The sequence below is a fragment of the Segatella copri genome, assembly GCF_949820605.1.
Lineage (GTDB): Bacteria > Bacteroidota > Bacteroidia > Bacteroidales > Bacteroidaceae > Prevotella.
The window spans coordinates 165,238-177,922 of record NZ_CATKVU010000007.1; the positions used below are offsets into that span (position 1 = coordinate 165,238).

At 44.0% G+C, this 12,685-nt stretch carries 8 protein-coding genes; 4 read left to right on the forward strand and 4 right to left on the reverse strand.

The window, feature by feature from the left end; genetic code table 11:
- Window positions 1-3: 3 nt before the first annotated feature.
- The 4 genes from RCO84_RS15370 (at window position 4) to RCO84_RS15385 (ending at window position 11,063) form a co-directional block, all read left to right on the forward strand.
- A complete protein-coding gene (locus RCO84_RS15370; protein ID WP_373690163.1) occupies window positions 4-2,580 on the forward strand; it encodes a glycoside hydrolase family 2 protein in 2,577 nt (858 codons plus the stop codon).
- 173 nt (window positions 2,581-2,753) lie between these two features.
- The gene (locus RCO84_RS15375; protein WP_317585603.1) at window positions 2,754-5,618 is read left to right on the forward strand and encodes an AraC family transcriptional regulator; all 2,865 of its coding nucleotides are present in this window, start codon (window positions 2,754-2,756) and stop codon (window positions 5,616-5,618) included.
- 181 nt (window positions 5,619-5,799) lie between these two features.
- Window positions 5,800-8,973 (forward strand): SusC/RagA family TonB-linked outer membrane protein, encoded by a 3,174-nt coding sequence (locus RCO84_RS15380; RefSeq protein WP_317585604.1) that lies wholly within the window; start codon window positions 5,800-5,802, stop codon window positions 8,971-8,973.
- A gap of 23 nt (window positions 8,974-8,996) precedes the next feature.
- Window positions 8,997-11,063: a RagB/SusD family nutrient uptake outer membrane protein gene (locus RCO84_RS15385; protein ID WP_317585606.1), complete on the forward strand. Its 2,067-nt coding sequence runs from the start codon at window positions 8,997-8,999 to the stop codon at window positions 11,061-11,063.
- A 100-nt stretch (window positions 11,064-11,163) separates the two neighbouring features.
- Here RCO84_RS15385 and RCO84_RS15390 read toward each other — a convergent pair whose 3' ends face one another.
- From RCO84_RS15390 to RCO84_RS15405, 4 genes are read right to left on the reverse strand one after another with little or no spacing between them, the layout of a single operon-like run.
- Entirely contained in the window at window positions 11,164-11,325 is a 162-nt protein-coding gene (locus RCO84_RS15390) for a hypothetical protein (RefSeq protein WP_317585607.1), read from the reverse strand.
- Window positions 11,326-11,356: 31 nt separating this feature from the next.
- Window positions 11,357-11,560 (reverse strand): hypothetical protein, encoded by a 204-nt coding sequence (locus RCO84_RS15395; protein ID WP_317585608.1) that lies wholly within the window; start codon window positions 11,558-11,560, stop codon window positions 11,357-11,359.
- Between the two features lie 4 nt (window positions 11,561-11,564).
- Complete coding sequence (locus tag RCO84_RS15400; protein WP_217744322.1) at window positions 11,565-12,056, reverse strand: DUF3990 domain-containing protein; 492 nt, start codon at window positions 12,054-12,056, stop codon at window positions 11,565-11,567.
- Window positions 12,053-12,532, reverse strand: a complete 480-nt coding sequence (locus tag RCO84_RS15405; protein ID WP_317585610.1) for a helix-turn-helix domain-containing protein — start codon at window positions 12,530-12,532, stop codon at window positions 12,053-12,055. Before RCO84_RS15405 ends, RCO84_RS15400 begins: the two co-directional genes overlap by 4 nt.
- Window positions 12,533-12,685: the final 153 nt, after the last annotated feature.

Below are 12,685 nucleotides of genomic sequence, written 5' to 3' on the forward strand. Positions count from 1 at the left end.
TAGATGAGATATTACATATTGATGGCTATGATGCTTTTGCTGGGCGCAGGCTCGGCAAAGGCATCGGCTTACGATGATACATCGGTGGCGGGTTTGTTTCCTGTCAGCAACCAGGGACGCGAGGTGTGGAATTTCAATCCCAACTGGCGGTTCCATCTGGGTGATGTGCTGGGCGCAGAACGTGCCGACTATGATGATACAAGCTGGGAGGTAGTTTCTACCCCTCATAGTGTGAAACTGGTACCTGCTGAGGCTTCGGGTTGCCGCAACTATCAGGGTATAGCCTGGTATCGCAAAACCTTTATCGTGCCGGGCAATCGCTCTGAAATCTATTTCGAGGCGATAATGGGCAAGCAGAAGATTTATGTGAACGGCAAACTGGCTAAGGAGCACTTTGGCGGTTACTTGCCTGTTATCGTCAACCTGAAAGAGCAGGGACTGAAGAAGGGCGATAAGTGTGTGGTGGCTGTGATGGCTGACAACTCTAATGACAAGAGTTATCCTCCTGGCAAACCGCAGTATACACTCGACTTTGCTTATCATGGTGGTATCTATCGCGATGTGTGGCTCATCAATAAGAAGGATGTTTCTATCACCAACGTGATTGAAGCCGACCGCCGTGATGCCGGCATCTTCGTTCATTTCTCGGATATTTCAGAAAAGCAGGCGAAGGTGTTTGTTGATGTCGACTTGCAGAATGTGGGCAGAAAGGCACGCAAGGTGAAGGTGGAGCAGAGTCTGCTGGATGCTTCGGGCAAGGTGCTCAAGACCGTTTCGCAGAATGTGCTCCTGGCAGCTGGCGATGCACATCAGACCGTCAGACAGATGTTCTCTGTCAGGAATCCGCATCTCTGGTCGCCGGAGACACCTTATTTATATAGTGTGGTTACCCGCATCAGGGACGGTAAGCAGGTATTGGACGGCGGAAAGACCAAGTTGGGTATCCGCAGCTTCGAGTTCCGTGGCAAGGAAGGTTTCTGGCTCAACGGCAAGAAATACCGCCAGTTTATCGGTGCCAACCGTCATCAGGATTTTGCCTATGTGGGCAATGCACTTCCCAACAGTCAGCAATGGAGAGATGTGCTCCGTCTGAAGAATGCCGGTTTCAACATCATCCGTACTGCCCACTATCCTCAGGACCCGTCGTTCATGGATGCCTGCGATGAACTCGGAATCTTCATCATCGTGGCTACACCGGGCTGGCAGTATTGGAACAAGGACCCTCAATTTGCAGAACGTGTGTTCCAGAATACCCGTGAAATCATCCGTCGTGACCGCAACCATCCTTCGGTTCTGATGTGGGAGCCTATCCTGAATGAGACCCGCTATCCTAAGGATTTCGCCCTGAAGTCGCTGCAGTTGACCAAGGATGAGTATCCTTATCCATACCGTCCTGTGGCTGTTGCCGACTGGAATTCGGCAGGTGTCAAGGAAAACTATGATGTGGTTTACGGATGGCCGGATATGGATATGAGCGGCATCAGCCAGTGTGTCTTTACCCGAGAGTTTGGTGAGTATGTGGATGACTGGTATGCGCATAATAACCTGAACCGTGCCAGCCGCAGCTGGGGTGAGAAACCGATGCTGACCCAGGCTTATTCTCTGGCAAAGACTACTGAGGAGATGCACACACCGGGACAGTTTATCGGTGGTTGCCAGTGGCATCCTTTCGATCATCAGCGCGGTTATCATCCAGATCCTTACTGGGGCGGTATCTATGATGCATTCCGACAGAAGAAGACTGCTTATTATATGTTTGAGTCACAGCGCAGCGACCAGCCATTTGTGCATATCGCTCACGAGATGACCCAGTTCAGCGATGCCGATGTGACGGTATTCTCTAATTGTGACAGCGTTCGTCTTACCACCTATCAGGGTGCTCATACCTATACTTTGCCAGTTCTTCATCCTACGGCAGCCGCCTTTAATGCCCCTGTGGTATTCAAGAATGCCTGGGATTTCTGGGAGGCTCGCGAATACAGTTATAAGAAGAAATCTCCTCAGATGGTAGTGATGGTAGCAGAGGGATACAAGGACGGCAAGGTGGTTTGTACCGATCAGCGCATGCCTTCCCGCCGCAGCATCAAACTCCGTCTTTATGTTGATGAAATGGGCAAACCGCTGGTAGCTGATGGCAGCGACTTTGTAGTTGTGGTAGCCGAAGTGACCGATGATAACGGTCATGTCCGCCGTCTGGCTAAAGAGAATATCCGCTTTACCCTGGAGGGTGAGGGCGAAATCATTGGCGATGCCAGCATCAATGCCAATCCGAGAGCCGTAGAATGGGGTAGTGCTCCTATCCTGGTGCGCAGCACGATGAAGCCGGGCAAGATAAAGATTCATGCCGAGGTTCAGTTCCCGGGTACTCATGCTCCTACTCCTGCCGACCTGGAGATAGAAAGCGTAGCTTATCAGGGAACCATGATGATGGGTACAAAGACTGCCAAGTCTGCCACTTCATCATCTGTTCAGAATGCTTCTTCTGCCACTTCTTCTTCTCATGAGTTTACACCTGAGCAGAAGGCAAAGATGCTGAAAGAGGTAGAAGACCAGCAGGCAGATTTTGGTATCAATAATTAATAATGCGTAACCGGAGCGTTCTATGCAGAAGATTCCGTTTACGTAATCGTTATCGTCTTGAAATCTTCAAAAAACAGAAAGTTTATTGGAGATTTCAAGACTTTTTTTGTACTTTTGCATACGTGAAACGATATTTAACCATACTTCTCTGTTCGCTTTATGCCTTGTTGGGTATGGCACAGAACAATATGCAGGTAGCCCATTATTCTATGAAGGAAGGGTTACCTCATGACATCGTATACTGTTCTCTGAAGTCGGAAGACAGTTTCCTGTGGTTTGGAACCTGGTTCGGCTTATCTCGTTTCGACGGATCCCGCTTTGCCAATTATTCAGATGCTTACATCTCTTCTTCCGACCAGCCACCCCGTAAGGTAGAATGGTTGGCAGAAGATGCTCTGGGCAATCTCTGGATCAAGACGCTCGACTGGAAACTCAGCGTCTTCTTCAAGCAGACCGAACGTTTCGAAGATGTCTATGATGAACTGAAACCTTATGCCCGTAACCTGCAGGTCATCAAGATTCAGGCAGATGGTACCGGTAAGATTCTCCTGCTCACCAAAGATAAGAACCTGCTTCTTGCAGAAACATTAAAGGATGGAAGCATCCGTATCCAGACGCTGGTAGATGCCCGAAAGTATATCAATACGTTCAATTATCAGTTGCGCCAGGATGTGGTACAGCTGAAGGTTTCGCGTGCTAACTATGTAGGAAAGGATTATCAGATTTATTCCGTTCCTATTACTGCGAAAAACAGAAAGTGGACGCTCGGCATGTGGCAGCAGTATTTCGCCCGTAAATCAAAGGAACATTTTGTTTATCATACCCCGAACGGATGTGTGTGGCAGTTGGATGAATCGCATACCGCCCTGGTGTGCCATAATCCGAAGATCGGATGGGAGCGCCGTTATCCGATTTCGGGCGTAGGTAAGGTGGTGGAACCTAAGTTCATCGCCACCTCTCATCATGGTTACTTCTATCTTTCCGGTGCTGGCGAAATCATCTATATTGATCCGCAGACGATGGAAGGCGTTAACCTGGCTTTCCTTCCTAAGTTCCAGGACCATAAGCCAGATAGCCACTTCTTGAACATGAACCTGGACAAGGACGGACTGTTGTGGCTCACTTCTGCTGATAATGGCATTTACCGTGTCAGTTTCACCCCCAACCAGTTCCGTGTCATCCCTTTGCCGGATGGTGATAAGAGTGGAGTGAAAGCCATCTGCCAGTTGAAGAATGGTGATGTGCTGGTGGGTGCCCGCAGCAAGAATGTTTATCTGTTGGATATGCAGGGCAGGGTGAAGCAGGTGTTCGATTATGCCCATCATCAAATTGGCAGCATTTATCATGCCATGTATGATGACAGGCAGAATCTCTGGCTCTCTACCAAGGGAGACGGATTGGTAAAACTGACTCCCGATGCCTCCAGACCAATAGGGTATCGCATCGCTCATTACCGTCATGATGCCCGGGATCCTTATTCCATCAGCGGCAACAATGTCTATATGACCTATCAGGATTCCCACCATCGCATCTGGGTGGCTACGCTGGATGGAGGTCTCAATCTGCTGCAGGAACAGGGCGGAAAGGTGCGCTTCTATAATAAATATCATGGTATGAAAAACTATCCCGGTTACGGACTCTACATGGATGTCCGCAACCTGGTAGAGGACAGTCATCAGAGAATGTGGGTAGGAACGATGGACGGACTGATGTCTTTCAAGACAGATTTCAAATCGGTAGGTGACCTGCGCTTCGAGACTTATCGCAATACCGAAATCAATACCCGTGCCAATAGTGACATCTACGGACTTTACAAGGATAGCAACAGGCAGGTTTGGATGTGTACCTTTGGTGGAGGTCTGAGTCGTCTGGATGGTTTTGATGAAGTGACGCATCTGCCTATTCTTACTTCTTTGGGAGCAAAGGAAGGTTTGCATAATGATGTCATCATTTCGATTTTAGAGGATAAGATGGGACGCCTTTGGCTGGTAAATGCCGATGGCTTGTCGTGCTATGATTATCAATCAGACCGCATCCGGCATTTCGACAATTCCGACGGTTTCCCTGATGTCCAGTTGGAGGAATCTTCTGCGGCTTTGATCCAGAATGGGGAGATATGGCTGGGGTGCAAGGAAGGAATCCTTGCTTATCAGCCGGAACGTATCCATACCACCCGTCTGCAATATCCTATATATATAATAGGTGGAGAGGTGAACAACCGTGATATCCGCAGTTACAATCAGCCAGCCATCCTGGAGAAGTCGATGGTTTATACCGATCATCTCACCCTGCGCCATTCCCAGTCGATGTTCACTCTGGAGTTTGCGGCCCTGAATTTCTGCAATCCGGAGCGCATCAGCTACCGTTACCGGCTGAAGGGTTACGACCATGACTGGCATTATGCCGGCAAGAACCGTCTGGCTTCCTATACCAATGTGCCGTCGGGAACCTATCAGTTTATCGTAGAGGTAATGGATGCTACCAATCCTGATTCTCACAGCACGAGAGAGTTGACCATCACCATTCTCCCACCCTGGTGGGCTACGTGGTGGGCTTATCTCATCTATATCATTCTGATATCCGTAGCCAGCTACTATGCTTTCCGCTATGCGAAGTATCAGATTCGGCTGAAGAACAATATCTACATCCAGAACCAGCTGGCAGAGTATAAGCGCAAGTTTAATGCCGAACAGCAGGATAAGCAGTTTGCCGACAAGGTGCGCCGGTTTATGGAAGCCAACCTGACCAATGCCGATTTCGAGATAGATATGCTGGCACAGGAATTGGGCATGAGCCGTTCAGCCTTCTTCAAGAAGACGAAGGCTGTGATGGGCTGTTCGCCAAGCGATATGGTGAAGGATTTCAAACTGAGTCATGCCGTAGAATTGCTGAAGCATTCCGGCCAGAGTATCACCGATGTAGCCTACAGTTGCGGCTTCACCGATGTGGGCTATTTCGGCAAGTGTTTCCGTAAGAAATATGGCATGTCGCCAAGAGAGTATGTAGCGCAGCAGCAGGAGAGTGAAATAAAAAAATAAAGTTTTTTATAAAAAATCTCAAAAAAGGTGATTACATGGTAGGGTCCTTTGCGTCTTTTAGATAATCTTATTTATAACAGCAGTATGCTAACCGTCATGGAAAAGATGATGGGGACAGACTATTTATAAAAATAGATTAAGATATTAAAACAATTTAAAATACAACCTAAAAGTTTCAATTATGAAGAAATTGAAGAATCCTGTCGCATTTGCAGGAATTACCTCTAAGGTAATGTTGGTTTCTACAGTCTTGTTGACTCCAACAGCAATGATGGCTGGTAATGGTCAGAGAGGAATTCAGACTCCTCCTTCTGTAGTTCAACAGTCAAAATCTATCAATGGTACTATCGTTGATGAGACTGGAGAGCCAATGATTGGTGTAACCATCAAGAAAAAGGGTAGTGGTGTAGGTGCTATTACTGACATGGATGGTAAGTTTTCTGTAAATGTACCTTCAGGTACTATTTTGGAAATCAGTTACACAGGTTATAGAACTATCACTGTATCTGCCAAGCAAGGTATGGGTATCAAAATGGAACCTGATGCCATTGGTCTTGATGAGTTGGTTGTTGTTGGTTATGGTACACAGAAAAAACGTGATTTGACAGGTGCTATTGCTTCTGTCAAAAGCGATGATATTGTGTTGACTCCTTCATCTAATCCAATGGAGGCTCTTCAGGGACGTGTGTCAGGTCTTGATATAACTAAGTCTAGCGGTCAGGCTGGTTCTGGTGTAAGTATGCAGTTGCGTGGTAACCGCTCTTTGGTAAGTGGTGGTACTTCTCCATTGTTTATCATTGATGGTATGCCGGGTGACTATTCAACATTGAATCCTAACGATATTGAAAGCATCGAAGTGCTGAAGGATGCTTCTTCTACAGCTATTTATGGTTCTTCTGGTGCCAATGGTGTTGTCTTGATTACGACCAAAGGTGGAAAGTCAGGTAAACTGGCCGTAAACTTCAATGCTTATTATGGTATTAATGGATGGTCTGATGTGCCAGAGGTGCGTCAGGGCGAAACCTATATGGAAGGATTACGTCAGGCAGCCAAGAATGCTGGTACATATGTAGATGATGCAACTCTTTTCCAGAGTAATCCGAACTACTATACAGCCTATAAGAACGGAAAGAACATCAAGTGGACTGATGAACTGCTTCATACAGGAACAGTTCAAAACTACTCAGTTTCTCTTTCCGGCGGTACAGACAAGACAAAGGCTTACATGTCTTTGAATTTCTCTGATGAAAATGGTCAGTATAGAGACGACTATTATAAGGTATATTCTACCAATATCCGAGTAGACAATCAGGTAAACAAGTGGTTGGCTGCCGGTGTTGCCATGCAGGCATCTTATGTGCACCAGAACCGTCCCTTTGCCAAAATGTCGGCTGCTATGAGAGCGATTCCTTATGGTGATCTATATGATGAGAATGGCAATGTGAATGTATATCCTATAGAGGGTGATAATACATATATCAACCTTCTTGTGAACAATAAGTCAAACTATCGGCGTCAGAACCAGAGGGCTAAGTTCTATATAAATCCTTATATTCGTATTACTCCGTTCAAGGGATTCACTTGGGAGAGCCGTATCAATGGTACTTTGACATACAATCGTGCCAATGCCTTTGATGGTGCAGGTTCCTACAACTTCTATAAGAATGGTTCTAACGTGAATAATGATACCAGTGCAAGCGTATCTGACAGTCGTGGTTATAGCTACAAGTGGGAGAATATATTCACTTACCAGTTTAATGTAGCTAAGGATCATGCATTTACAGTAACAGGCGTTACTTCTTGGAACCACAACCGTAGTGATGTAACTCTTGCTTCTGGTACAGGTATTCTTCAAAATTCATATTTGTGGCATAACTTAGCTAATGCTAATATGCATAATAGTACTTCTAGCTACAGCATGAGTAAGGGTATGGGCTTGATAGGTCGTATCAACTACTCTTATTTAGGTCGCTATCTGGCATCTGTTTCTGTACGTCATGACGGTTCTTCTCGTTTGGCAGAAGGCCATAAATGGTCTACTTTCCCTGCTGTTGCTTTGGGATGGCGTATCAGCGACGAGAAGTTTATGGAGAGTACCCGTTCTTGGCTCGATAACCTGAAACTACGTATGGGTTATGGTGAGACAGGTAGCACTGCAGGTGTCAATGCTTACTCTTCTGTAACCAATTTGCAGCAGGGGTATCTTACCATTGGTGGTGAGAAGATTACTACATGGGGTTATACTCAGACTGTTGCAAACGCAGAATTGACATGGGAGCGTTCAAAGAACTGGAACATTGGTCTTGATGCAGCCTTTTTGAAGGGACGCATTGAATTGAATTTGGATTTGTATAACACAAAGACTACAGGAGTTATTTGGAATAAGAACTTGCCAGCTACTTCTGGTGCTTATAATTCTACTAGCCTATTCAATACTAATGTAAACTTGGCTGAGACCAATAACAAGGGTGTGGAACTTACATTGAATACTCGTAATATTGTAAGCAAGGACTTTAAGTGGAATACTACATTGACATTTGCATACAATAAAGAGAAGATTGAAAAACTCTCTGGTACAGCTAACGAGAAGGTTATCAACGGCGACCGTGTATACGAAGTAGGTTCAGCTATTAACTCTTACTATGGTTATAAGTTGAATGGCATATGGCAGTTGGATCAGGCTGATGATGCTGCTTGCTTTGGTCAGAAGCCAGGTTCTTTCAATATTGATGTTCCTGATATGGAACGCCATGTTGATGCGAATGGTAAGGTGTATTATACCAAGGTTGATGCTGATGGAGTAGAGCAGACATACAATGCAGAAAATCCATACACAACATCAGCAAACGATTATCAGGTGTTGGGACATAATTCTCCAGACTGGTCACTCGGTTTGCAGAATACATTGAAGTACAAGAATTTCGATTTGAGTATATACATGTATATGCGTTGGGGACAGATGATTAAGTATGATATGTTGACAGAGTATGATCCAACAGGTAGAGACAACTATCCAACCTACTTCAATGTTTGGTCAGAGACAAATCCATCTAATGATTTCCCAGCAATGGATGCTAGTATCTCTAATAAGTTGGCTTATTATCCAGGATTCTCTTCTTTGGCATATGTGGATGGTTCTTTCTTCAAGATCAAGAACATTACTTTGGGTTATAGCTTGCCAACTAAACTTCAGAAGAAGTTGGGCTTGACAAATCTCCGTGTATATGGAACTATTACCAACCCATTGATCATTCGCAAGAGTCACTTGCTGAAGGATTATGATCCAGAAATGAATGGTTCTTACGACTTCCCACTGACAAGACAACTGGTATTTGGTCTTAACGTATCATTCTAATGAACACTTAAAAAAAGAAGAAAATGAATAAGAATATATTAAAATCGTCCTTTGCACTTTTTGCAGCTGCGCTTTTGGCATCATGCTCATTGGATGAATATAACCCAGTGGCAGCAGATACGAGTGCGGGTCTTTCTACTGATTTTGACAAATGGTATGGTATGCAAAGTCGTTGCTACGAGCCTATTTATGGTCAGATGTATACAGTATCAGACTTCTTGTCTGTAGCTGAGGCTGGTACCGATCTTTGGTTGACATCAAAGAATAATGATAATACGAAGGAATTGTTCTATTATGAAGGACTGGTTCCTTATGCAGGTAAAGGTTGGGATAAATTTTTCTCACAGGCTTATAGTGCATTAGGTTATTGCTGTACTACTATTGATAATGGTGAGAAAATGGAGCAGACCGATGCAGTCAAGGAACTTTATGCTGAGGCTCGTTTCCTGAGAGGTTATTATCATCTGATGCTTACCACCTATTATGGTCCTATCACTTTGGTGACACAGGATGTAGAGAAAGGTGTCAATCTGAGTCCTAAGCGTAATACCCTTACAAAGATTTACAACTCAGTTATCTCTGACTTGGAGTATGCAATGAATCATTTGAGCATTACTCCTTATAATAATAACCGCGCTCGTGCAAGTAAGAAGTCTGCTGTGGGCTTCCTCTGTCGTGCTTATGCTCAGGCCGCAGGTCAGGGATTGACTGCTCCAGATGGAACTTCCTATTGGCAGAAGGCTGCAGATTTGGCAGCTGATTTCGTAGCAGATACAGAGGCTGGTGGCAGTAAGTATGGTGGTTATCTTTATGGTGATATTGCCGATGTATGGAATCAGGCAAACAACCGCACCAACAAGGAAGCTCTCTTTGTTGCTGCTGGAGTTGATGCTGGCGTAGATACGGAGGTTTGGAACTATTCTTCTCCTGGTTCTAATAAGTTATTCTCTTATACTTACTGGGATCCATCCAAGTTGTCTGACATCTCTAAGATTAAGAAGGATAAGCAGGACTACCTGTATGGTAGAACAAACAACAGCTTGTATGCACCTAGCAAATATCTGATTGATCTTTACAATCCATCATGGGATAAACGTTGGGAGAACTCTTTCCAGACAGCATTTGGTGGTTTCTCTATGCAGCAGTGTGCGTGGATAGCATATAATAAGGCTATTGCTACCATTAATGATGGTATCATTACCAAGTATGGCTTGGATCCTGCAGTAAAGGGTCAGAAGATTTATCCTTTTGCTGATTGCAATGGCTTCCAGATGGGTTCTACTGGTGGTAACCAGTATACTGCTTCTATCTGGCCAAAGGGTGAAACCTCTGGTGATGTCAATAAACTGGAAAAGACAAAAAATCCATATGTGATAGAGTATGATACAGACCCAGAGTCACATGGTTTGGCAAAGGATGAAAATCGTATCTTCCTCTATCTCTCAAAGGACGATATGACTCAGACAGACAAGAAAGGTCGTGCTTATGCCTGTGTAAACATCAACGACCTCTTTGATGGTAAGGTTTATATCTCTTCATCTACAGGCAATGCCTGGGAACAGAAGTATGGATCAACCAATCCAGCTTGGCAGGCATTCCCTAGCTTGATTAAGTTCCAGTGGAATTATGATGGTGTCTTCAATGGTGGAAATCTTCAGGTGAAGAATGGTGATGTTTTCATCATGCGCTCTTCTGAGATTTATATGATTGCTGCTGAGGCTTATCAGAAATTGGGTGATGGTCAGAAGGCTGCTCAGTATATCAACAAGCTTCGCAAACGTGCTGCACGTGCTGGAGTTGAGGCTTCTACTTATGAGTTGAAGACAGCTTCCGAGCAGGATGTATTGGATGAGTTTGCACGTGAATTGTGTGGTGAACACCAGCGTTGGGCTCTTTTGCAGCGTCATGGTAAGTTGACTAAGGATTACTTGCAGACTTCTAATCCACGTGCGGCTGAAGCAATTAAGGCTTGTGACAAGTGGCGTCCTATGAGTCAGACGTTCTTGCAGCAGATTGATAATGCTGAGGAATATGGTGATAATGGCTATGGTACAACAGCCAAGTCGGGTCTTGATGGTTACGAACAATAAAATGTTAGATTATAAATAAAATACGGGGTGTGTTCTCATTATTGAGAATGCACCCCGTTTTTATTCCTTACATCTCGCTATTTTTTCTATGTTGCTTCTGTTAATTATACATTTTTGAACGTTTCAATATAGCACGAGCCTTGGCTACTTGTGTTGAGAAGTCAATGGTGCCACGTTTTTCTAATGCTTCATCAGCCGCTTCAACGAAACGGGCTGCTGCTTCACCATGAAGGACAGGTATTGTCTTGAATTCTATTGCCATAATATTCTTTTTAATGAGAAACAAAGTGCTGTTAACAAAGTTCCTCTGTCAGGTAATGGGAGGCCAAAGCCTCGATGTCTATCTTGTCTGAAGTTTGAATTTCTTCAATAACTGCGTCTGTGCAATCATCGTTCATGATTACACCAACTGCTTCACTAGGTGTGAGGTTACATTCTTTTGCTATATAACAAGCAATCTGGCCTAACACGTATTCGTAATTATGCTTATTTTCCATATTCTTAATCTTTTATGAGTTCATTAATAGCCTTTTGTGTACAAAAGCAATATTGTATATAGCTAAGTCCGAATTGAGAAATCTTAGAGACAAAAGTATTCAAATTACTTTCTTCAAGATAAGTTTCTCCATATTGTTGAATATAGTTTTTTATTTCCTGATCAATAAAAGCATCTGCAACAGGACCAATAACAATATCAAAGTTATGTTTGAATCTGCTTTCTACTCTGTTCTGGAGAATGAATTTTGCCCATTCCGTAGTGAATCCTTCAAAGATTTTAATTCGAAGTCCTTTCTTTTCACTTAAATTGGGGTAGAACAGAAACGCATTGACTGTGATTTCTCCACCATAAAGGAAAGTGCTGCGTTTACCCATCTGCCAAGCCCTTTTCCAATTTGGAGTGAGATAGAAGCCTTTACCAAAATCATTTTTGCCTTTACATATAGAAAGGTCTGGGGTAAGTATTTCTGTATAACTTCCATGTAACAATCTCATGATACGTTCATCCTCCCTTCTCTTTTCTTCGTCTTTGCAATATGGTTATTGCAGATATGGGTTAAATCTTGAATGATTTGTTCCCTTGGCATGGTTTGTTCTATTTCCCAGTTTTCCTCAAGAAATCTGATGCCCTGGTTCTTTTGGAGATAGTTGAAAGCCTTCTGTTTGGTAATTCCCTTGTCTTCTGCAAACCAGCAGGCAGCAACTGTGACAAAGATGGTTGCTTTCATCTTTGTTTCTGCTGACGGATACAGGTCGCCAATATAAATATTCAACTTCTCTCCCATAGCTTCCAAGAGGACTGAAGCATCATCTGCAGAGATATTGGTTTTGCCGCTTTCTATCTTGCTGATGCTGCTTTTGCCTAGCCCTACATATTTTCCTAGTGCTTCTTGGGACAGTCCTTTTTCCAGTCTGACTTTTTTAACGATACCGCCCAGGAGATTATCTGTATTATCGAATTTCTTTTTCATATCTGTACCTTTTTTGTGCAAAGATAGATAAAGTTTCCCAAACGGGCAACTTATTTAACTTAAAGTAGTGTAAAAAAGAAAATAGGATAAGAAGTAGTTTAGCTACATCGGGACGCAGTTCTTTTATTTCTAAGGAAACTGGCATTTCTTTTG

What these genes read in the sequence shown, in the direction of transcription:
- RCO84_RS15370 (WP_373690163.1), top strand. Translation starts at nt 4, where the DNA reads ATGAGATATTACATATTGATGGCTATGATGCTTTTGCTGGGCGCAGGC.
- RCO84_RS15375 (WP_317585603.1), top strand. Translation starts at nt 2,754, where the DNA reads ATGGCACAGAACAATATGCAGGTAGCCCATTATTCTATGAAGGAAGGG.
- RCO84_RS15380 (WP_317585604.1), top strand. Translation starts at nt 5,800, where the DNA reads ATGAAGAAATTGAAGAATCCTGTCGCATTTGCAGGAATTACCTCTAAG.
- RCO84_RS15385 (WP_317585606.1), top strand. Translation starts at nt 8,997, where the DNA reads ATGAATAAGAATATATTAAAATCGTCCTTTGCACTTTTTGCAGCTGCG.
- RCO84_RS15390 (WP_317585607.1), bottom strand. Translation starts at nt 11,325, where the DNA reads ATGGCAATAGAATTCAAGACAATACCTGTCCTTCATGGTGAAGCAGCA.
- RCO84_RS15395 (WP_317585608.1), bottom strand. Translation starts at nt 11,560, where the DNA reads ATGGAAAATAAGCATAATTACGAATACGTGTTAGGCCAGATTGCTTGT.
- RCO84_RS15400 (WP_217744322.1), bottom strand. Translation starts at nt 12,056, where the DNA reads ATGAGATTGTTACATGGAAGTTATACAGAAATACTTACCCCAGACCTT.
- RCO84_RS15405 (WP_317585610.1), bottom strand. Translation starts at nt 12,532, where the DNA reads ATGAAAAAGAAATTCGATAATACAGATAATCTCCTGGGCGGTATCGTT.